This is a genomic window from Iningainema tapete BLCC-T55, assembly GCF_014698965.1.
Classification (GTDB): domain Bacteria; phylum Cyanobacteriota; class Cyanobacteriia; order Cyanobacteriales; family Nostocaceae; genus Iningainema; species Iningainema tapete.
The window spans coordinates 57,964-77,163 of the sequence record NZ_JACXAE010000075.1; the positions used below are offsets into that span (position 1 = coordinate 57,964).

Sequence of the window (19,200 nt, forward strand, 5' to 3'; positions counted from 1 at the left end):
CCGCTTTCCTTGACCCAGTAGCTTTACTGATATTTGTTGATTTTATTCCATAGCTTCGCTCCCATGCTAACTCATCACCGCAAACCTGTTTCTCTCTCCCTGGTTTCCACCGATCTACCAATTTGGTCTGTACTCGAAACCGCCGCAACACTGTATCAAAAAGACAGTGACAGATTTCATTTACTACTGACTGCACCACCCGTTAAAAGTTCCGAAGCAACCAAACCAACTCCAAAAGATCATATACTTGCCAAACAGCCATTTTCTAGACTTCCAGGGCAACCCAAAATATCACAAGCCACTAGTCCGAGAATTTTATGGCTAGAAATTTCTCCTTACCGCGTAACAATGACTATGCAAGGTAATGCTCAGTTGAGTTACCGTCACTTCTGGGAACGTGGTATTTATGGCATTAGTCGCTATTGGTTGCCAACAGAATCAATGCCACCCAACGCACCGATTCGCTTACGTAATTTTACTCGTAGTTTGATCCTCACCGGACATCCCCTCCCAGAGCATTTGCAGGTGGAATACGAATTGTGGGCAGGAAAAGTCCAACTAGGGTGTTACATTCTTAACTTGGAAATTAAACACTAACAGTTTAGGCATGGGGCATCAATACTTCTGGGTTAGTAATACACCAAGCCGATGTGATCCCTTGCCCCCCGATCCTCGGGGGGTTGGGGGGATCAAGTCTTAACCGACAGGACGGTGGACCGCAGCCCATGATCCAAAATACTTAGGTTCGCCTAAATTACAGTTCATAGTGCAAAGTATTCACAATCACATTCTGTCTTAACATTAACCAATTCGTTCGGTAGAAGCGCTGGAAAACAGAATCATTTATTTTGCATGTAATGGAGTATTTTACTAAACATGTATTTTACCAATGGGTGAAGCTTGCAAAACCGTTCTATTAGTCGAAGACGACCCTAGTACAAGGTTTTTAATTCTAGATTCATTTGAGATGGCTAATTTAGCAGTCTCTTTTCAAGTCGCCAAAAATGGGCTAGAGGCTGTAGATTATTTGTCGGGTAAAGAACCTTACTCTAACAGAGAGAGTTATCCATTACCAGTAATGATATTGACAAACTTAAATATGCCTGGTATGTCTGGGTTTGAGTTACTTGCATGGGTGAAGCAGCATGTCAAAAAGAATTTACCAGTTTTGGTCATGAGCGCAACTGATGACCCAAACCATGTCATTCAAGCCGCCAACTTAGGTGCTCACTCGTACTTTATTAAAAAGTTATCATCTTTTGATGATTTAATAGACATTGTGGCGAAACAAGTATTGTGATCTCCCCTACCCCCTAGTTGTTGGCGATTCTTCCAGCAAGCTTTGCCACGACTACGACCAACTGCATTGGTTCGATTGGCTTAGGTACATGCATCTGGAAACCTGCTCTAAGCGCGAGTAGGCGATCTTCTTCCCTGGCATAAGCTGTTAGGGCAGCTGCTGGAATCTGTCCGCCTTGCTCTTTTGGCAAAGATCTGATTCGACGGATGAGAGCGTAACCATCCTCCACTGGCATTCCAATATCAGACAACAGCACATCTGGTTTTAAACGTTCGAGTAGCCCAAACGCTTCGCTTACTGACGCTGTTGCGGTGACTTGAGATCCGTACTGTTCCAGTGCTGTTACCAGGAATTCACGAGTATCTATCTCATCATCTACAATTAAGACTCGTAACCCATCAAGTCTGGGCTGATGTCCTGGGCTGATGTCTTGGGTAGAATTTTCTTCTTCCCTGCTCCCCTGCTCCCCTACAGCCCCTAACCCCAGAGGGAACCCCTTGCCCCCGCTCACTTCTAGGAGTGGCAGTTGTACGATAAACGTTGCTCCCTGCCCAACTCCAAGGCTTTCCACTTGAATCGTACCCCCATGCAGTTCTACTAGGTTGCGAACGATCGCCAAGCCCAGCCCTAGTCCACCGTGCGCTCTGGTGGTTGTACTCTCGGCTTGACGAAAGCGATCGAAGACATAAGGTAAAAAATCAGGGCTGATGCCAATACCAGTATCTTTCACCTTAATTTGAGCGTGGGAATTGACAATTGTTAGCCAAACCTCAACCCTTCCACCAAAAGGTGTAAATTTGATGGCGTTGGAGAGCAGATTCCAGACAATTTGCTTTAAACGCTCAGAATCGCCCCAAACCAGACCGACTTCGGGGTCAAGCTCTGACAAAACTTGAATTCTCTTAGTGTCAGCAGTGGGATGCACAGTATCAATGGCCGCTTCAATTACTTGTACAAGGTTAGTTGGACGGGCACACAGGCGAACTTGACCGCGAATAATCCGTGATATATCTAACAAATCTTCAATTATCTGGGTTTGAGCTAAGGCATTGCGCTCAATTGTTTCTAATGCCTTATTTGTCTTTGCCTCGTCAAATTTACGAGAGTTTAGTAGTCGCGCCCAACCAAGGATGGCATTCAAAGGTGAGCGCAACTCGTGGGAGACAATCGCTAGAAACTCATCTTTTGTACGATTAGCCGCTTCGGCAGAGGCGCGTGCAGCTTGCTCTGTAAGTAACTGAGCGCGATCTTCTTCTGCACGCTTGCGCTCACTGATGTCGCGCTGCACTGAAACCCAGTGAGTGTAACAGCCTGTTTCATCCATCAGCGGCACTAGGCTCAGTTCTAACCAATATTCAGAGCCGTTCTTGTGATAGTTGATGATCTCGACGACCACAGGCTCAAATTTCTCCAACGCCTCCCGCATTCTGTCTAGCACAGCGCGTTCTGTCTTCGCTCCCTGCATGAAGCGTGGGGTTTTGCCTAGCACTTCCTGTTCGCTGTAGCCACTCATGCGGGTAAAGGCTTCGTTAACATACACGATACGCGGTCCTGGCTCGTCTAGGGGCTCGGTTTCTGTAATGACAATCGCTTCGTTGATGTTGAGAACCACCGACTCTAGTAACCGCAACCTTTCCAGCACCTGTTTGCGTTCAGTGACATCGCGTAACAGCCAGCGCAAAGCGACCAATTCACCTTCCTGATTGCGGATGGCACTCACCGTCATAGAACCTTCAAGTGATCCCACGCGCCCCTTTGGGGCGCGTGGGATCAGGCGCACTTCCCAATCTTGCACCCAGTTCACCTGGTTCATCTGGTTTAATTTGCTACGAAAAGCTTGACGCTCACATGGGGCAACGAAGTTGACTAGCGGTTTGCCCACCAGTAACTTCTGCTTGATGTTGAGCATTTTGGCAGCGACGCTGTTGGCTTCAAGAATTTTCCCAACTGCATCAGTTACAAGGTAGCCGTCTGGAGCAAACTCGAATAAATCCTGGTAGCGCTGGCGCTCTGCTTCTACTGTCTCACGAGCGGTAGCCAGCGCCTCATTTTGCGCTCGCAGCTCCTCTTCCGCCACCTGTAATTCCTCAAAGGCGGTGTTAAGATCTTCAAGGGCTTTTGGCAGCCACAGTTCGTGCTCCAAAGGCACGGCGCTGGTATCCTTTTGTAAGGCGCTGACGCGCTCGTACAAAATCTTTAGCTGCTGGAAAAATTTATCCTCTTTCACGCCACATCTCTTCTGTTAGAAAACGCTAAATTGACAGGTAATGCAAATTGTGCAATTAGCCACTTGTAAACAGGTTAAAGCTAATTTGGATCTGATCCAATCTTACTAAGGGAACAGATGCAAACTGTGATGCTTTATTTGCACAACAGTTTATGTATATATCGCTGCCCAAGGTATCGCTGTTGAGCAGGACTAAAATATTCGGGGTTAACTACATAACCTATGCCAATACGCGCACATTAATGCACAAATTGAGCCAATGTTAGATCAACTAGAGTACTCTTTAAATCAATCCCAGTGGTTGTGTGGTGCTACTTACTCTCTAGCAGATGTAGTTTGGACGGCTGTACTGAATCGCTGGGAAGAATTAAAGTTTGCTCATCTCTGGGAAGGTGGCAAACGAAGAGCGCTCGCCACCTATTTTGAACACCTCAAAGCTCGCCCTAGCTTTCAAGAAATCCAAAAAGACACAATGCCTATAGCTATGACATTAGCAGGTTTACGGCGAATTTTTCTAGGGTTTTGAAATTGCCGAAAATAATGCAGTAATTAACCAAAATAACTAGGTTCGTTTCCTGATTTCCACTTAATATTGCAACCAATACTTGGCTTTTGCTCACCTTCCACTGATTTACCCGCCAGAACCGGAGCAATTGCAGCACGTAAATCTTCACCTGTTACAGGTTTGCCATTACTTGGGCGGCTATCATCCAACTGTCCGCGATAAACAAGTTTACGCTCAGTATCAAATAAAAAGAAATCTGGCGTACAAGCTGCTGTGTAGGCTTTTGCTGTTTCCTGAGTTTCATCGTAGCACAAGGGAAACTTAAAACCTAGTTCACCTGCCATTGCCTTCAAAGAATCTGGCGCATCGTCAGGGTAGTTTTTAGCATCATTGGCGCTAATGGCAACAATTTCCAAACGATTAAAGTAATCTTCTCCTAACTGCGCCAATTCTTTTTGTACATGCTTTACAAAAGGACAATGCCGACAAATAAACATTACCAATAATGGTTTTTCTTTGGCAAAACTTGTAAGCGTTATTGTTTTTCCAGAAACTACGTCTGGTAAATGAAAATCTGGCGCTTGATTACCTAGGGGTAACATGGTTGAAGCAGTTAAAGCCATAATTTTTAAGTTGATTAACGAAAATTACGGGATTTGGATTGAGATGAACTCTGATATTTAGTAGGATTAACTTGATCTTGCAACATCAGCAATGGCATACTGAGAATTCCAAATAGCATGACTGCACCAGTCATTACCCAAACTGTCCAGCGAGTTGGTTGATAGTCGCCACTTTCAATTTGCCAAAATACTTGGTTATATCGCCAAGCTGCTAAACCGATAGTAATCAGACCGAAGATTACTAAACCAATACCTAAGTATTGCGAGTTGAGAATGGGATTTACAGAGGGTTGATATTGAATTAGAGTAACACTAAGCTGGCGCAAGAATAGACCAAATCTGGCAATGGCAAAACCAAAGGCAATTAATGATACAGAAGTTCGCAACCAAGCTAAGAACGTGCGCTCGTTAGCTTGATGCTCCCTTTGACGATCTATTTTGGGCATTTTGCTCATGAATAACAGGATACCAATAAACGATCGCAAATAATTTCATCCGTAAGGGAGAAGACTGTATAAAACTACTCGCTAGGCTGTAGATGGTTAGAACACAACCTAGAAGTAGTCTGACGAAGCTATAGATAGTAATCAAAACAATGTACGCCAAAAATAACAGTTGCTTCTACCTGCAACAGAAAACCCAGGAAATTCGAGCAATAGTAGGCAAACGCTGGTTACAAAAGCTGTCTACTTGTATGCTGGTTATGTTTGTGAGTGTTACTTACGCATTATTCAGTGGATCAACTACTGCTAGCGCATTACCATCCCCATTGCTTGCACAAGTTGACTTGGAATCCAACTTTGTCACAGAAGCTGTAGATAAAACAGAGTCTGCCGTGGTTCAGGTGACTGTTTCCCGTACTATAGGAGGAGATGTACCTGATTTCATCAGACCCTTTTTTGGTGGTATTCAATCAGTACCGCCTACCGCACCAGTCGTACAGGGACTTGGTTCTGGTTTTGTGATTGACTCGGCTGGGCATATTCTTACCAATGCTCATGTTGTAGATGATGCAGATACAGTAGCCGTATCTTTTCAAGATGGTCGCATTTTACAAGGTCAAGTGTTAGGGAAAGACCCTGTTACAGATGTAGCTGTAATTCAGGTGCAAGCAGAAAATTTACCTACAGTGGCGCTCGGTGACTCTGATAAAGTTCGACAAGGACAATGGGCGATCGCCATTGGCAACCCGTTGGGTTTACAGGAAACAGTAACAGTTGGTGTAATTAGTGGCACAGAACGTTCCAGCGCCACTATCGGCATACCCGATAAGCGTGTAGGGTTTATTCAAACCGATGCGGCAATCAACCCAGGTAACTCCGGAGGACCACTTTTGAACGCCAAAGGTGAAGTAATCGGTATCAATACCGCAATCATTCGTGGTACACAGGGGCTGGGCTTTGCCATTCCCATCAATACTGCCAGAGCGATCGCTCAGCAGCTAATTAGTACAGGTAAAGTTGATCATCCCTACATTGGCGTGCAGATGCTTGCTCTCAACCCTCAAATTCAGCAGCAAATTAACAATACTCCTAACAGTGGCATTCGGGTAGAGGAAGATCAAGGAATTTTGGTTGTCCAAGTTGGAAAAAATTCCCCTGCGGCTAAAGCAGGATTAAGGACAGGCGATGTGATTCAAGCAATTAACAACCAGCCTGTAACCAAACCAAGTACAGTTCAACAGCTATTAGACAAAGCCGGAATCGGCGGCAAATTGGAGATGGAAGTCCTCCGCAAAGGGCGAACAGTGACATTGACACTTGAACCAGAGCAACTTCCTACTATTCAGACTCGCTAACTGCTTAAACATATTTTGTAGAGACGCGCTCATTTGAGCCAGCGCCCATGAGGCGTTTTCCCACTGTCACGGCGACTGGCGTCGCGTCTCTACAAGGTTGTGTTCACTAATGCGCACATTGGCATGACAAACCCATATATAGCCTGCCTTAATGGTTCTGAATACCATTAAAGTCTCAAATTATGTCGGCTAGAAACCGTTATCGGCAGTTGATTGTCAGCACTGTGCTATTACCCAGTTTGCTTGGTTTAGAAATAGCAGTCGGAGCAAATGTATCCATCAAAGATACAATACCAGAAACAGTAGAAAATTCTTTAATATCCCAAGCACAAGAAAACCCAAACGCTTTAGATCCTGAACAAGCTCATATTAGAGAACTGAAAAAACAGAAACGTCGCGAAAACATGCGTCGTTGGAACAACCGTAGTCGTATATTTTTCCGCAACCAAGGGCGTCGCCTAAGACGCTGGGGCGCTGGTGTCATCAATTGGAGTCGTCGTCGTTGGCAAAAACGTAACCGCAATCAGAATTCTAGCCCAATTCAACAAAGTCGATGAAAAGAATAAAATCGCGCATTTCTAGATCCCCAACTTCGTCAGCGCTATAACAAAACAAAATCCCTTTTAGATTTTTTCTAGCTAGAGGGATTTTTTTTTAAATCAACAAGAAGCAAATCTATTCCATTCATTATTATTGGAATTTTTTCTTCAGGAACACTTAATTCCTGAAAACATTTATGACTGTATTCTGTCTTTTCAAGAAATTGGTTAATCGCTCTAATTAGTGGTGAGCGCACTTCATAGCTTGCCTCAGCTTTAGAAAATGCACCCGTAGGGATATCATTATTCACCCGTAGAATTGCCAAGTCAATTAAATCCCTAGATTGGGTACTGGCATCATTCCAACGGTCGGCGTTAGCCATAAATTTTGATGTAAATCTGTCACTTATACTCAAGCATGGAATATTTGCCCACTGAGGATAAACAGGAGGATCTAAGTTAAAGTTTCCATTAGCTACAAGTTCTACTTTAATAGTTGTTCCATTAACGGTAACAGGAAATCTAATCCCGTACTGATTTGCGGTGCTGTCACCAACAAGAATGTTTGTGGTATTTATAAATAATGCAGCAATTCCGTTATCATAGATTAAATTTCTTAAATATTTATAATGTTCAGTTCCATAGGGAAAAAGAAAATCAATATCTTTACTTAGTCTATATTCGTCATATTCTAACGATAGTAATGTTCCACCAGCAAAAAGCGCGGAAGCATTTCGCAATACTTCAGGATTGAAAGCGTTAAGGATTTTAAGTATTTTATTATGATGATCGAGATTAAACATTTCTAAATCCGGTAGTATCCAAGATTTATATTTTTTTGCCAAATAATAAACAAATCTTTCTTCTTCATCTTCTAAATTCTTGAAAGTATATCTGTAATGCCAGTTGCGTTGATACAATTGAATCATTTCTTTCTCGTTTAATTGATATACATTTTTTAGCTGCCAACCAATAGACTCTAAGAAGGGTAGCTTTTGTAGATTGAGCATATTGGAAAACTCTAAGGTAAGATGACCCCGCCACACTGCCTCAGCAGGAGTTAATTTTGGTATTATACCGCAGTTGTTATCTGATGTTGCTTTGAAAGTGCTTCGTATCCTAACTTCTGTTGAAAACGGAGGAAAAATGTCAGCAGAGGCGATCGCCCAAATAATCGAAGAAGATGTATACGAAGTAGAGGAAATCGTGGAAAATTGGCTGGAGTTTTTACAGCATCATCGGTTAGGTAGAGAAACCCTTTACAGTTTCTATCATTCCAGCTTTCGGGTTTGGTTGGCACAACAAATCAGTAACTTGTAACAGAGGTTAGGTGAATATGTCAGTCACATAAGCGATCTTATTTTATGAAGCCGTGAAACGCAAGCTGGATATGCGTTTTACTGATTTATTTTCCTACCATTTAAACTAAGATCTCTACTCCAGTCACATAAGAAATCATGCCCAGAATGGCACGTATTGGCATGTTTTAGAGAGTGTCGAGAACACGGCTAATTGCTTGATAGATTGATTCGAGTTCGCTCTCAGTAATGCAGTAGGGAGGCATAATGTAGAGAGTGTTACCCAAGGGACGTAGAAGAAACCCTTCCTCTAGAAATCGCGATCGCAAGTCCAAACCAATAGAATTGAAATAGCCGCTTTGGCTTGCCGCGCCAGACGTTGCAGCGCTTGCAAAAATTGGGGACGACACATGCGCATTCCGGCAGATCCCTGTACCAGTGGTTCGATGACAATTCCGGCATAGTGATCGCCGATCTCAAGAAGTTGAGTTATCTTAGATAGAGTTAGTGCCTCACGTTCCTCAACATCTAGATCTTCGTCAAATGTAGCAGGAGGCACCACTTCTGTAGAGAACATCAAAGGTTGAAAAGGTTGTCCCCAGGGAGAACTGCTCCCTACTGACATAGCTCCCAAAGTATCGCCGTGATATCCTCCTTCAAAGGTAATGAAACTGGTGCGTTGTGATTGTCCCTGGTTGTACCAATATTGGTAAGCCATTTTCAGAGCAACTTCGACGGCAGTAGAGCCATTATCAGAAAAAAATACCCGCGTTAGAGAATTAGGCAAGTGAGTAAGGAGCTTACGCGCCAGTTGTTCTGCTGGTTCGTGAGTAAAGCTGGTAAATATAACGTGTTCCAACTGCTGGGCTTGCTGATAAAGAGTCTCAGCAAGGGCAGGATGACTATGCCCATGAATAGTTACCCAGCAACTGGAAAATACAGTCTAAAATTTGCCGTCCATCCTCCAACTCTAAAAATACCCCTTTCCCCTTGACTACCTTCATTGGGATGGGAGCTGTTTTCATTTGTGTGTAGGGACGCCAGATGGGAGAAGGATGAATATATTCACTAGTCATGAGAATGCCTCCGTATTTTAACCAGAACAAGGGGCGTATGAATTGTAAACTTGAGTAGATTCTTTGGGAATTTTGATTTTTTTATCTCACGCAAAGACGCTAAGAAGAACGCTGTAATATTGAAGTTTTCATAAAAATATGATGGAAGATAGCTCTCAGGTTTACGAATTTTACCAAAGACCAACATGGGATGAGTACTTTCTGATGTTAGCTAAATTAGCTGCTACTCGCTCTACTTGTCTGGCTTTTCCGGTGGGTGCTGTGATTGTGAAAAACAAACAAGTTTTAGCCACAGGTTATAATGGTTCGCCATCGGGTTCGGCTCATTGTACGGCTCAAGGTTACTGCTATCCTGGGTTGAGTAGCTGTGATGCTAGTAAAACTTTACCATCAAGGGCTGTACACGCCGAAGCAAATGCGATCGCCCAAGCGGCAAAACATGGCATCCCGACTGGGGGCGCAAGCATTTACGTCACCCTAGAACCCTGCCTCTCTTGCTTAAAATTAATTATCTCTGCGGGAATTAAAGAAGTTTTTTACGAAACTTCGTTCAACAGTGGAGATAAAGCCTTAGTGAGAGATTCCTTCGTTGAAGAAGGATTAGTCACCCTCACACAGATTCATTTATCTGAGATTACAGCACAAAAAGCTGCTCAATTCTTGCTTAATCCCACCTCTGTGGCTAGAGCAGTTGGGTGCATTAACGAACCATAAGGGGGATTGGGGATTGGGGTAGGGTGCGAGTAGTACCCAGTACCCCTTACGGTTGATGACTGCGACGGATATTTGTAATTTGATCTGCTAAATCCAGAATGGACTTAGGCATTTCTGGTCCTGTCAGAATAATATCCACATGTGGCGGACGTTGTGTCAGAAACACCAAAACTTCTGTTTCGGGAATTAAACCAAAGTTAATTGCCAAACTTAACTCATCTAACACCACGAGAGAATACTTATCCTCGAATACAACCTGTTGTGTATGCTGCCATAGCATTTGCAGTGATTGAGCTTCAGTATCGTCTAGATGTGGTGTATCGATGCAACGAGGTAAATCACAGCGAATCCAATCTAATTTTTGTCCAAGGCGGATCGGCTTTTCATGTCCTTGAGCAATACCACCTTTGAGAAACTGCACTACTAACACTGGTGTACCTTGACCTGCCATTCTCAGTACTTGAGCCATTACGTTAGTAAAAAAGTTACGGTGAGGACTAGTAAAAACTTGAATTAGTCCTACCACTGGGTATGGTAAACAAGTAGTCGAATTTACGCTGGGAGTTTCTAATTGGGCAATCATAAATAATGTTAAATAAATACAAAGTAATTAAGCGTTATTACTGATGTTTTTTTGGGAATCTACTTATAATATAAATTATTTTTTTACCTTGTGTGTTTAGCTTGCACTCTTAAGTCAAACATTACGTTTATGCTTAAGTCAAGAGCTATGGAAATTTAAATTTTAACTTAAGTTTTCCAAGTAGTCGTAAAAATGAAAACATACAATCACCTGTTGAAATCAATTAAAAACATTCTTGTGTAGGACTACTTTATGTCTATGTTAGATATGCTAGTTATTTGGGCAAAACAAAATTAAGTAGTAATAAATATAACATTATGAGGAGACGGTTGTTGTGAGATTAGTAATTGTGGGAGGTTCAGGAGCAGGAAAAAGCACTCAAGCGCAAAGGCTTTGCCGACACTTTGAACTTCCGCTAATTTCTACAAGTGAGATTGTACAGGAGGTGAGCAAAAGCCATAGTGACTTTAATTACAGCGCTCTGTCATTGTCAGTCACAAGAATCATCCCGGAGCAAATGATGATCGAATTCATTCATACTAAACTTTTAGAGTCAGTCGCTAACACTGGCTGGATTTTAGAGGGCTATCCCCATACTGTCTTCGGTGCTGAGCAATTGGATATTTTGTTGGAAAAACTGGGGCAAAAGTTAGATTGGGCAATCTATTTACAAGTACCGGAAGCAGTTATGGTTAGTCGTCGAGAGGGGCGTTTTCTTCCCGACGATCAACCAGAAATTGTGCAGCGTCGCGTGGAGTTGTTTTATGATCGCACCATTCCTATCTTAGAATACTATGACCGTCGCCGTCGTTTGTTAACTATAAATGGCGATCAGTCCCCAGAGCTAGTGCAGCAAAATATCATTAATTTACTTTCTACCGCTAATTAGGTGATGACGATCACAGACACAATCTAAAGATACTCATAAAAATATAATCAAAGTAAAACGAAAGGTTGTATTGTAGATCAAAATTGAGGCAACCATAATGGTTTGGCAACGCCCAGACGGTCGGCAACCTTACCAACTCCGTCCCATTAGCTTTCAGCAAAGTTTTACTCGCTTTGCTCCGGGTTCGGTTCTCACAAAATTTGGTGACACTCAAGTACTTTGTACTGTGAGCGTTACTCAAGGAGTTCCCAAGTTTTTGCTAGGTACTGGCAAAGGTTGGCTAACTTCAGAGTACAGAATGCTACCGACAGCAACTCAGCAGAGGCAAGAACGGGAATTTTTGAAATTGTCGGGAAGAACGCAGGAAATTCAGCGTTTGATTGGAAGAAGCCTACGGGCAGCATTGGATTTAGAGAAGCTAGGAGAAATCACCCTTACGGTAGATGCAGACGTATTACAAGCAGATGCAGGAACCAGAACAGCAGCAATCACAGGCGGATTTGTGGCGTTAGCTAACGCAATTTCTAAATTGTTGCAGCAGGGGGTTTTAGAGCGATCGCCCCTAAATGGACAGGTAGCAGCAATTTCTGTAGGCTTGTTGGAAGAAGACCCATATTTGGATCTAAACTACCTTGAAGACGTTGCTGCACAAGTAGACTTTAATGTGGTGATGAATCAACATCTTGGTATAATAGAAGTCCAGGGAACAGCTGAAGAAGGAAGCTTTAGCCGCAACCAGCTAAATCAAATGCTAGATTTTGCCGAAAAAGGAATTCAAGAACTGTTAATCGCCCAACAAACAGCGATCACTGATTGGAAGCAGCTTTATCAAGGAAATTAGGAGGCTAATAGTTAATTGCTAATGGTTGTCAGCAATTAACCATTAACTATTAGCCATTAGCTAGTTGAGATGTTAAAAGTTTCAAAAACTCAAAACAGATATAGTCAGAATTTCGCTATTGTATTGCTGGAAGTAGCCAATACAATAAATTGACAGATGAATAATAATGTTGAAGTTTTACCGGATCAGAAGGCTTTGATTGACAGGGCGCTACAATTGATCCTATCAAAGATCGACAAAGCGATTGAGCAGCAAGGACGATTTACCATTGTCCTATCTGGTGGAAGCACACCCAAACCTTTGTACGAAGCGATCGCCACTCAAAAACTGCCTTGGGAAAAAATTCATGTGTTTTGGGGGGATGAACGTTATGTTCCACCCGATCATCCAAATAGCAACCAACTGATGGCAAGGCGTGCGTGGCTCGATCAAGTAGATATTCCTGCAAACAACATCCACCCCATCCCAACTCAAGAAGGCGATCCAGCAGTGTCAGCGGCTAAGTATGAGCAGCATCTGCAAGAATTCTTTCACTCGTCTCCAGGAGAGTTCCCGGCAGTGGATGTGAATTTGCTTGGTATGGGCGATGATGGACATACCGCATCTCTATTTCCAAATACATCCGCATTAAAAGTAAGCGATCGCCTCATTACCGTGGGTAACAAAGACGGAGAGCCGCGCATCACCTTCACATACCCATTCATCAACGCTTCCAAATGCGTTATATTTGTAGTGGCTGGTGATAACAAAAAAACAGCTTTAAGTCAAGTCTTTGCACCAACAGCTTCAGAAACCACTTACCCCTCCCGCTTAATTCAACCCCAAGGAGAACTTTGGTGGCTACTAGATGCAGCGGCAGGAAGTGACATAAAATATTAGCTGCTCAACAACTTGTAATTGTTAAAATCGTCCATAGCCAGAGTTGCCTCTGGGCTTGCCAGCACTATTTTACGATCACTTCAACAAAGGCATAACTCCATGATCGTCTGCCCTAATTGCAATCACCCAAACCCAGACGGCGCTGTTCAGTGCGAAGCTTGCTATACCCCACTACCAGCTACTACGAAATGTCCCAGCTGTGGAGCAACCGTGCAAGCAGATGCAGCTTTCTGCGGTCAGTGTGGTTACCACCTGCGTACAGCCGCTCCTACTACTGTAGCGTCAGCAACCGTCACCAATGAAAGTCCAGTAGAAGTACCGTCTCTAGTTGCCCCCGAACCACTTGTAGAAGTACAACCTATGGCAAGTGGTGCTAGCAACTTACCCGATCCACCACCTTTACCGCCAACAGCGCTAACAACTCCCGATCCACAACCAGAACCAGATCCCGATCCCATCCCCACACCACCAATGGTGATGGCTCCACCGGAAACACAACCAGATCCTACACCAACGCTTCAACCACAAGCGCCAGCCACTGTTGCCAGAACTCAATTACAACAGGTAACAGCACGGCTAATCCACGTCCAAACAGATCGGCAGATTGAATTGCCGCAAAATCTCTCCGTGGTTCATATCGGTAAACCCAATGATCGCATTCCACCGGATGTGGATGTTTCGGGATTTCCCAATTCGGAAATCGTCTCGCGGGTACATGCAGATGTTCGGATTGAAGGAGATTCTTTCTATATAGAAGATATCGGTAGTTCTAATGGTACTTATGTGAACAATTTGCCCTTGTTGCCCGGTAATAGACACAAACTACGACCAGGCGATCGCATTAGTTTGGGCAAAGGAGACATGGTAACTTTCCTGTTTCAACTATCTTAATTATGGAGACGCGAAATATCGCCAAGACGCGATATTTCGTAGAGACGCGAAATATCGCGTCTCTACATAACTATTAGTTAGGATAGATGAAACTGCCCTCTGTGTAAGTGACCCATGAAAGAATCTGGAAACAATTTTGAATGGCTTAAAAATCAAGCCCCTTCTAATGTTGAGCGTATGGGGCAAACCTGGCTAATAGCAGCGGCGGTTGCTAGCATTTTACTGTGGCAAGTTCCGTCCGGAGATTATATCCTATATCCGTTCACCATTCTGGCAACTTGGTTTCATGAAATGGGTCACGGTTTAGCCGCCTTGCTATTAGGAGGACAGTTTCAGCAATTGCAAATTTTTTCTGATGGTTCCGGTGTCGCTTACCATAGCGGTGGGTTATTTCTGGGTCCCATTGGTCGTGCGATCGTCGCAGCAGCAGGACCAATGGGACCACCAATTGCTGGTGCTATTTTAATTTTGGCTTCTCGTAGTTTCAAAACCGCTTCCCTAAGTTTGAAAATCTTAGGGGGTTTCTTAATTCTTTCTACAGTAATTTGGGTACGTTCTTTATTTGGATTGGTGGCAATTCCCCTGCTAGGTTTAATTATTCTGGCTGTTGCCTTCAAATCCGCCCGTTGGGTACAGGGGTTTGCCATTCAATTTCTCGGCGTCCAAGCTTGTGTGAGTACCTTCCATCAACTTAACTATATATTTAGTGATTCTGCAGGTCCCGGTTTGCTTTCTGACTCAGCACAAATACAGCAACAATTATTTCTACCTTACTGGTTCTGGGGTGGGTTGATGGCAGCTGCATCCCTAGTCATTTTAGTCCAAAGTCTCCGCATCGCTTATCGTTCTGCGTAATGGCAGTTAACATCAAGATAGTCCGCCAATAGGTATAACTTTCTCAATAGTGATACCGAGCTTGGAGAAAATCAATCCTATCATCACTTACTATATAAACAATGCGATGTTCTTGAGTAAGTCGCCGTGACCATGCATCTGAGTCGAAGTATTTCATGGGTTCTGGCTTGCCAATTCCGATAAAAGGATCTCGCATAATTGCTTCAATCAAGTCAAAGGCTCGCAGCGCAGTTTTGCGGTTTATTTTTACCCAGTGAGCAAGGTCTTCTCTAAATTCTGGGTGAAAGACAGCATCTCTAACTTTGATTTTCTCAGGCTGCGGTTCATTCTTCTTCGCCAATACCCAACTCCTGACGTAGTTCGTGGATACTCTGAGGCTCCAAAGTTCTGGCTTTCGCTCTTTGCAACGCAGTCAAAAGACGGGCGGCATTTTTAGGTGAGCGGAGTAAATGGACGGTTTCTAACAAACCATCTAACTCATCAACTGCAATTAAGGCAACACTTTCGCCTTCTTGTCGGTTAATAATCACCACATCACGATTGGCCACTACTTGAGTACAGAGTTGGGCAAGGTTGGCACTAGCATCAGTCAAAGTTGTCTGGTTGGACATGGCGGAAGCCCCAATGCTACATAACTTTCCTCTACATGATAGCAATCACAGAGCGTGGATGCTGTTGGGTGACGTGATGTAGGTGCAAGTACTAGTACGATCGCTCTATGTTATGTTGTGGAAAATCCGTAATCGCCGCTGGGAACCTTGAAGTTTCTTATATAAGTCGTAAATAATATTATCCATTCTTAGATCAAGATTATGCTCGGTGCTGCTGAATTCACTACCAATAAACCAACTTTACAATTTGGGGCATTTGGTCAAGTTGTCAAACAGATGCAAAAAGCTCTAAACAAACGCCTTGCCCAATTAGACACTGTATCAGTATATCCACTTTCAGTACCTACAACAGGTTACTTCGACAAACAAACCCAAGATGCTGTAAAATATGTACAGTGTCTCGGCTTTTTAACCGTGGATGGAATTGTCGGACCAAAGACTTGGGCTTATTTTGAAGAAGGTTCCGCAAGTTTGCCAACATTGCGCTTAGGCAGTCGTGGAAATACTGTCAAAGCTGTTCAAGAAGTACTCAAGGCTAGCAACTACTACTTTGGTGCAGTCGATGGGATATTTGGCGACAAAACCGAAGAAGCTGTCCAAGTTTTTCAAGCAGAGCATCTCCTCCCAGTTGATGGTGCGATCGCTACTTTAACTTGGAATGCATTAAGTAAGTTAGATTTTCATGCCTCTACTTGTAGTATGGAGTCATTTGGTAGATAGGGCGAGCGCTAATTCAATCTGCTTTCATTGTTAATTTCTAAAAGTTCGCGATTATCAAAATTAATATTGTGAATCAATCAAATCCCCGACTTCTGGAAAGAAGTCGGGGATCTCTAATTTCTCGACTTGACTTTTTGTATTATACATACTACATTATATATAATACCTGAAAAGTACACCCCTCCCAACCCTCCCCTTGGCAAGGGGAGGGTGCGCGATAGCGCGGGTGGGGTATTTCCATATATTTGCATTCATCCTTTCAAAAAGAGGTGAGTTATGAGCATATTCAAAGTTGAAGTCGTCAGAATCAACAACATTAACCATCACCCAGGCGCGGATAGGCTAGACATTGCCAGTATTGAAGGGATGGCATATCAGGTAATCACTGCTAAAGGTAACTTTAAACCAGGAGACTTAGCCTTCTACTTCCCAATTGATAGTGTGATTCCTGACAAATTTGTGGATGAATTTGGGATTCGTTCTTATTATTCTAAGAAACTGCGTGCTGCGAAATTGCGAGGAATATTTTCTGAAGGTTTACTCATTCCTGTAGGGGAGAACTTTACAGTCCATGTCGGTGATGACTACACCGAACATTTTGGTGTCACAAAGTATGAATACCCAATTCCTCAAGCGATGAGAGGGGAAATAGAAAATAGAATTGGACATTATAAATTCCCTAGCCCGGAAAACCTCAAGCGGTATTTACACGTTCTCACTGAAGGTGAGGAAGTTGTAGTTACAGAGAAGCTACACGGAACAAACTTTACCGTCTTGGTAGATACTGATGGTACAACACACATCGGTAGTCACAACTACTTTTGGCAGAATAATGAAGCTAATAAAAATTTAGTTTACGTTCGCGCTTACCATGAAAATGTAGCTTTGCAAAAATTACCGCCAGGAACCCAAGTATTTGGGGAAATCTATGGCGTACAAGATCTTAAGTATGGGTTGTCTGGTGGTAACATTGGTGTTGCTTTATTTGCTGTACGCTGTGGTAGCCAGTTCCTCAATTACCGCGATTTTGTTGCTTTTTGTGAAGAGTATTCCTTGCCGAGAGTACCTGTACTTTATATTGGTGCTTATAGTTGGGAGACTGTGTATCAATTTAACAACGCTGATAGTGTACTCTACCCGGATTGCATGATGGAAGGTGTTGTTGTACAACCGATGGTTGAGAGAACACATCCGGAAATAGGTAGGATAGTACTGAAGTTAATTAGCGATCGCTATTTACTACGTAATGAAGGAACCGACCTACATTGACTCTTGACCTATATAGTATATTTGTATTACTATAAATTGGCTGGGTTTCGCACACGGTAAAACCAACATACAATTCTGTACAGACGTTCCGCCGGAACGTCTCTACGAAAAATTAAACTTTTGTACAGACGTTCCGCCGGAACGTCTCTACGAAAAATTAAACTGGCAACTTGCAGTCATTTGGTTTATATTACTGTAAACCCTTTTAAAAATGCTTACCCATAGGAATTATAAAATCCTCATACATAATTAATAATTCCTGAACACAAAATATGGAATTCGACTACTATAGAAACAACGAAGGTACTCCTGTGAACACCAATCGTCAAAGCTTGCTAGCTAACGGTTGGCGACCATTTCATCGCGAGATGGATTTGGGATTTTTATGGCAACTGATGTGTAAAGACACACAGGAGCTAGCTCAAAAAACTTTCAATTTAACGAGTAACATCGCCGATACTTTGGGACGCAGTAATTATGCTTGGTGGGCAAATTTATTAAATGTATTATCAGATAATACACGCTACGAAATCGAAAAATATTGGAACTACATCACACCAGACCCACTTAGCCCAGATTATCGTTATAAAGAAGTTCTGTCCACCGAAACACCGATTGTCCAATATGTTAATCGCAACAGTATACCTATTGATTATGTCCTGCATCGACTGCAAGAAATTACAGTGTTGCGAGTTCTAGATTTATTAGGTCGTCCTGACGTGATTACCCAGTATTATTTGGAGCGAGATTTTTATTTTCCTGTAGAAAAATTTGTGAACTGGGAGCGGCTCGACGTTATTAATACAGTGTATGCCTACTGGGGTAAGCACGACGTTTGGCTACAAATTAGCCCTTATGATCGCGGACGACGTCAGTACAGTCTGATGGCAAAAAATCTCGCATCTCTAATCAACAAAGCCACTTACGACTTGGCGGTGATGCTGAGTGGGTATCAAAGTCGCGTGGGTAAGGTTCACAGTCAATTTTCGCTCAGCAGTTTTCCCAGTCTGATTCAAAACTTTACTGATTCAGTACAGCAAGCAATTCTCAATCAAAATCAGCTAGCAGTTTTGGTACATGGAGAACCAGGTACAGGGAAAACAGCTTGGACTCAAGCAGTAGCAAAAGAAATTATTGCGCCGCTGGGGTATGTGATTTTTATTCTGGATCATGATGCGATCGCCAACTTTGTCCCACCGACTTACTTAGAGCGAATTTGTATCATAATTAATGAAGCAGATAACCTAGCCCAAAATCGTGCCTACGAAGTAGCCCAGTATAGTAATAAAACGGAACATATTTTAGGTTTGCTAGATGGGACTCTGTATCAGAGTGTAATTGATGAGTGTGGCATTCAGGCGCAGCAGCGATTGGTTGTACTGATGACTTGTAATACTACGGAAAGATTAGATCCAGCGATGTTACGTAAAGGTAGGGTGGATTTAATATGTGAATTTACGCAGCGTTTTGTGTAAATTTAACATTTCACCTAGAACTTCAGTTCTAGGCTGATAGCTGAAGTCGGTTAAAACCGACGCTTATTGTTGAGTTTCAGTCCGTTTTAACGGAATAAATGCTGTTA

Annotated in this window: 24 protein-coding genes and 1 pseudogene; 15 read left to right on the forward strand and 10 right to left on the reverse strand. The window is 43.0% G+C overall.

The window, feature by feature from the left end; genetic code table 11:
* Positions 1-63: 63 nt before the first annotated feature.
* Both ICL16_RS24450 and ICL16_RS24455 read left to right on the forward strand, forming a co-directional pair.
* Positions 64-597 (forward strand): hypothetical protein, encoded by a 534-nt coding sequence (locus ICL16_RS24450; RefSeq protein WP_190833130.1) that lies wholly within the window; start codon positions 64-66, stop codon positions 595-597.
* 292 nt (positions 598-889) lie between these two features.
* Entirely contained in the window at positions 890-1,300 is a 411-nt protein-coding gene (locus ICL16_RS24455; RefSeq protein WP_190833131.1) for a response regulator, read from the forward strand.
* 13 nt (positions 1,301-1,313) lie between these two features.
* Here the strand turns inward: ICL16_RS24455 and ICL16_RS24460 are convergent, their stop codons facing one another.
* Positions 1,314-3,527, reverse strand: a complete 2,214-nt coding sequence (locus tag ICL16_RS24460) for a PAS domain S-box protein (RefSeq protein WP_190833132.1) — start codon at positions 3,525-3,527, stop codon at positions 1,314-1,316.
* Positions 3,528-3,765: 238 nt separating this feature from the next.
* On the opposite strand from ICL16_RS24460, the gene ICL16_RS24465 reads away from it, so the two are divergent.
* Positions 3,766-4,053 (forward strand): glutathione binding-like protein, encoded by a 288-nt coding sequence (locus tag ICL16_RS24465; protein WP_337907115.1) that lies wholly within the window; start codon positions 3,766-3,768, stop codon positions 4,051-4,053.
* Positions 4,054-4,076: 23 nt separating this feature from the next.
* Here the strand turns inward: ICL16_RS24465 and ICL16_RS24470 are convergent, their stop codons facing one another.
* Together ICL16_RS24470 and ICL16_RS24475 are read right to left on the reverse strand one after the other, a co-directional pair.
* Complete coding sequence (locus ICL16_RS24470; protein ID WP_190833134.1) at positions 4,077-4,655, reverse strand: thioredoxin family protein; 579 nt, start codon at positions 4,653-4,655, stop codon at positions 4,077-4,079.
* 14 nt (positions 4,656-4,669) lie between these two features.
* The gene (locus tag ICL16_RS24475) at positions 4,670-5,110 is read right to left on the reverse strand and encodes a YidH family protein (RefSeq protein WP_190833205.1); all 441 of its coding nucleotides are present in this window, start codon (positions 5,108-5,110) and stop codon (positions 4,670-4,672) included.
* 140 nt (positions 5,111-5,250) lie between these two features.
* Between ICL16_RS24475 and ICL16_RS24480 the strand changes: the two genes are divergently transcribed.
* On the forward strand, positions 5,251-6,453 hold the full coding sequence (locus ICL16_RS24480; protein WP_190833135.1) for an HhoA/HhoB/HtrA family serine endopeptidase: 1,203 nt from the start codon (positions 5,251-5,253) through the stop codon (positions 6,451-6,453).
* Between the two features lie 182 nt (positions 6,454-6,635).
* Positions 6,636-7,010 carry a hypothetical protein gene (locus ICL16_RS24485; protein ID WP_190833136.1) on the forward strand — a complete coding sequence of 125 codons (375 nt, stop codon included), beginning with the start codon at positions 6,636-6,638 and terminating at the stop codon, positions 7,008-7,010.
* Between the two features lie 77 nt (positions 7,011-7,087).
* Here ICL16_RS24485 and ICL16_RS24490 read toward each other — a convergent pair whose 3' ends face one another.
* Both ICL16_RS24490 and dcd read right to left on the reverse strand, forming a co-directional pair.
* Complete coding sequence (locus tag ICL16_RS24490) at positions 7,088-8,002, reverse strand: nucleotidyl transferase AbiEii/AbiGii toxin family protein (RefSeq protein WP_190833137.1); 915 nt, start codon at positions 8,000-8,002, stop codon at positions 7,088-7,090.
* A pseudogene (gene dcd / locus ICL16_RS45940) lies at positions 8,003-8,074 on the reverse strand (dCTP deaminase); the annotation flags it as partial.
* Between the two features lie 25 nt (positions 8,075-8,099).
* Between dcd and ICL16_RS24495 the strand changes: the two are divergent.
* Positions 8,100-8,312, forward strand: a complete 213-nt coding sequence (locus ICL16_RS24495) for a hypothetical protein (protein WP_190833138.1) — start codon at positions 8,100-8,102, stop codon at positions 8,310-8,312.
* Positions 8,313-8,600: 288 nt separating this feature from the next.
* Here the strand turns inward: ICL16_RS24495 and ICL16_RS24500 are convergent, their stop codons facing one another.
* Together ICL16_RS24500 and ICL16_RS44920 are read right to left on the reverse strand one after the other, a co-directional pair.
* Positions 8,601-9,206 carry an aminotransferase class III-fold pyridoxal phosphate-dependent enzyme gene (locus tag ICL16_RS24500; protein WP_337907116.1) on the reverse strand — a complete coding sequence of 202 codons (606 nt, stop codon included), beginning with the start codon at positions 9,204-9,206 and terminating at the stop codon, positions 8,601-8,603.
* Positions 9,193-9,366: a hypothetical protein gene (locus tag ICL16_RS44920; RefSeq protein WP_202895704.1), complete on the reverse strand. Its 174-nt coding sequence runs from the start codon at positions 9,364-9,366 to the stop codon at positions 9,193-9,195. Before ICL16_RS44920 ends, ICL16_RS24500 begins: the two co-directional genes overlap by 14 nt.
* A gap of 138 nt (positions 9,367-9,504) precedes the next feature.
* Here ICL16_RS44920 and ICL16_RS24505 point away from each other — a divergent pair, with 138 nt between their 5' ends.
* Positions 9,505-10,080: a deoxycytidylate deaminase gene (locus tag ICL16_RS24505; RefSeq protein WP_238360934.1), complete on the forward strand. Its 576-nt coding sequence runs from the start codon at positions 9,505-9,507 to the stop codon at positions 10,078-10,080.
* Positions 10,081-10,126: 46 nt separating this feature from the next.
* Here the strand turns inward: ICL16_RS24505 and ICL16_RS24510 are convergent, their stop codons facing one another.
* Positions 10,127-10,663, reverse strand: coding sequence for a P-loop NTPase family protein (locus ICL16_RS24510; protein WP_190833140.1), 537 nt, complete (start codon positions 10,661-10,663; stop codon positions 10,127-10,129).
* 349 nt (positions 10,664-11,012) lie between these two features.
* Between ICL16_RS24510 and ICL16_RS24515 the strand changes: the two genes are divergently transcribed.
* The 5 genes from ICL16_RS24515 (at position 11,013) to ICL16_RS24535 (ending at position 15,018) form a co-directional block, all read left to right on the forward strand.
* Positions 11,013-11,552 carry a nucleoside monophosphate kinase gene (locus ICL16_RS24515; protein ID WP_420485298.1) on the forward strand — a complete coding sequence of 180 codons (540 nt, stop codon included), beginning with the start codon at positions 11,013-11,015 and terminating at the stop codon, positions 11,550-11,552.
* Positions 11,553-11,649: 97 nt separating this feature from the next.
* The gene (gene rph, locus ICL16_RS24520; protein ID WP_190833144.1) at positions 11,650-12,393 is read left to right on the forward strand and encodes a ribonuclease PH; all 744 of its coding nucleotides are present in this window, start codon (positions 11,650-11,652) and stop codon (positions 12,391-12,393) included.
* 156 nt (positions 12,394-12,549) lie between these two features.
* On the forward strand, positions 12,550-13,272 hold the full coding sequence (gene pgl, locus ICL16_RS24525) for a 6-phosphogluconolactonase (RefSeq protein ID WP_190833154.1): 723 nt from the start codon (positions 12,550-12,552) through the stop codon (positions 13,270-13,272).
* A 99-nt stretch (positions 13,273-13,371) separates the two neighbouring features.
* Positions 13,372-14,163, forward strand: coding sequence for an FHA domain-containing protein (locus tag ICL16_RS24530; RefSeq protein ID WP_190833162.1), 792 nt, complete (start codon positions 13,372-13,374; stop codon positions 14,161-14,163).
* Between the two features lie 114 nt (positions 14,164-14,277).
* Positions 14,278-15,018 carry a M50 family metallopeptidase gene (locus tag ICL16_RS24535; protein ID WP_190833163.1) on the forward strand — a complete coding sequence of 247 codons (741 nt, stop codon included), beginning with the start codon at positions 14,278-14,280 and terminating at the stop codon, positions 15,016-15,018.
* A 43-nt stretch (positions 15,019-15,061) separates the two neighbouring features.
* Here the strand turns inward: ICL16_RS24535 and ICL16_RS24540 are convergent, their stop codons facing one another.
* Positions 15,062-15,358 carry a Txe/YoeB family addiction module toxin gene (locus ICL16_RS24540; protein ID WP_190833164.1) on the reverse strand — a complete coding sequence of 99 codons (297 nt, stop codon included), beginning with the start codon at positions 15,356-15,358 and terminating at the stop codon, positions 15,062-15,064.
* Entirely contained in the window at positions 15,342-15,629 is a 288-nt protein-coding gene (locus ICL16_RS24545; RefSeq protein ID WP_190833165.1) for a type II toxin-antitoxin system Phd/YefM family antitoxin, read from the reverse strand. The genes ICL16_RS24540 and ICL16_RS24545 overlap by 17 nt, the downstream gene beginning before the upstream one ends.
* Positions 15,630-15,830: 201 nt before the next feature.
* Between ICL16_RS24545 and ICL16_RS24550 the strand changes: the two genes are divergently transcribed.
* From ICL16_RS24550 to ICL16_RS24560, 3 genes are all read left to right on the forward strand, one after another.
* Positions 15,831-16,349 carry a peptidoglycan-binding domain-containing protein gene (locus ICL16_RS24550; RefSeq protein WP_190833166.1) on the forward strand — a complete coding sequence of 173 codons (519 nt, stop codon included), beginning with the start codon at positions 15,831-15,833 and terminating at the stop codon, positions 16,347-16,349.
* 276 nt (positions 16,350-16,625) lie between these two features.
* Positions 16,626-17,618: an RNA ligase (ATP) gene (locus tag ICL16_RS24555; RefSeq protein WP_190833167.1), complete on the forward strand. Its 993-nt coding sequence runs from the start codon at positions 16,626-16,628 to the stop codon at positions 17,616-17,618.
* Positions 17,619-17,890: 272 nt separating this feature from the next.
* Positions 17,891-19,093 (forward strand): AAA family ATPase, encoded by a 1,203-nt coding sequence (locus ICL16_RS24560; RefSeq protein WP_190833169.1) that lies wholly within the window; start codon positions 17,891-17,893, stop codon positions 19,091-19,093.
* Positions 19,094-19,200: the final 107 nt, after the last annotated feature.

Excerpts from the sequence above, each read along its gene's own strand:
- ICL16_RS24450 (WP_190833130.1), top strand. The coding sequence starts at position 64 with ATGCTAACTCATCACCGCAAACCTGTTTCTCTCTCCCTGGTTTCCACC.
- ICL16_RS24455 (WP_190833131.1), top strand. The coding sequence starts at position 890 with ATGGGTGAAGCTTGCAAAACCGTTCTATTAGTCGAAGACGACCCTAGT.
- ICL16_RS24470 (WP_190833134.1), bottom strand. The coding sequence starts at position 4,655 with ATGGCTTTAACTGCTTCAACCATGTTACCCCTAGGTAATCAAGCGCCA.
- ICL16_RS24475 (WP_190833205.1), bottom strand. The coding sequence starts at position 5,110 with ATGAGCAAAATGCCCAAAATAGATCGTCAAAGGGAGCATCAAGCTAAC.
- ICL16_RS24480 (WP_190833135.1), top strand. The coding sequence starts at position 5,251 with ATGTACGCCAAAAATAACAGTTGCTTCTACCTGCAACAGAAAACCCAG.
- ICL16_RS24485 (WP_190833136.1), top strand. The coding sequence starts at position 6,636 with ATGTCGGCTAGAAACCGTTATCGGCAGTTGATTGTCAGCACTGTGCTA.
- ICL16_RS24490 (WP_190833137.1), bottom strand. The coding sequence starts at position 8,002 with ATGCTCAATCTACAAAAGCTACCCTTCTTAGAGTCTATTGGTTGGCAG.
- ICL16_RS44920 (WP_202895704.1), bottom strand. The coding sequence starts at position 9,366 with ATGACTAGTGAATATATTCATCCTTCTCCCATCTGGCGTCCCTACACA.
- ICL16_RS24505 (WP_238360934.1), top strand. The coding sequence starts at position 9,505 with ATGATGGAAGATAGCTCTCAGGTTTACGAATTTTACCAAAGACCAACA.
- ICL16_RS24510 (WP_190833140.1), bottom strand. The coding sequence starts at position 10,663 with ATGATTGCCCAATTAGAAACTCCCAGCGTAAATTCGACTACTTGTTTA.
- rph (WP_190833144.1), top strand. The coding sequence starts at position 11,650 with ATGGTTTGGCAACGCCCAGACGGTCGGCAACCTTACCAACTCCGTCCC.
- pgl (WP_190833154.1), top strand. The coding sequence starts at position 12,550 with ATGAATAATAATGTTGAAGTTTTACCGGATCAGAAGGCTTTGATTGAC.
- ICL16_RS24530 (WP_190833162.1), top strand. The coding sequence starts at position 13,372 with ATGATCGTCTGCCCTAATTGCAATCACCCAAACCCAGACGGCGCTGTT.
- ICL16_RS24535 (WP_190833163.1), top strand. The coding sequence starts at position 14,278 with ATGAAAGAATCTGGAAACAATTTTGAATGGCTTAAAAATCAAGCCCCT.
- ICL16_RS24545 (WP_190833165.1), bottom strand. The coding sequence starts at position 15,629 with ATGTCCAACCAGACAACTTTGACTGATGCTAGTGCCAACCTTGCCCAA.
- ICL16_RS24550 (WP_190833166.1), top strand. The coding sequence starts at position 15,831 with ATGCTCGGTGCTGCTGAATTCACTACCAATAAACCAACTTTACAATTT.
- ICL16_RS24555 (WP_190833167.1), top strand. The coding sequence starts at position 16,626 with ATGAGCATATTCAAAGTTGAAGTCGTCAGAATCAACAACATTAACCAT.
- ICL16_RS24560 (WP_190833169.1), top strand. The coding sequence starts at position 17,891 with ATGGAATTCGACTACTATAGAAACAACGAAGGTACTCCTGTGAACACC.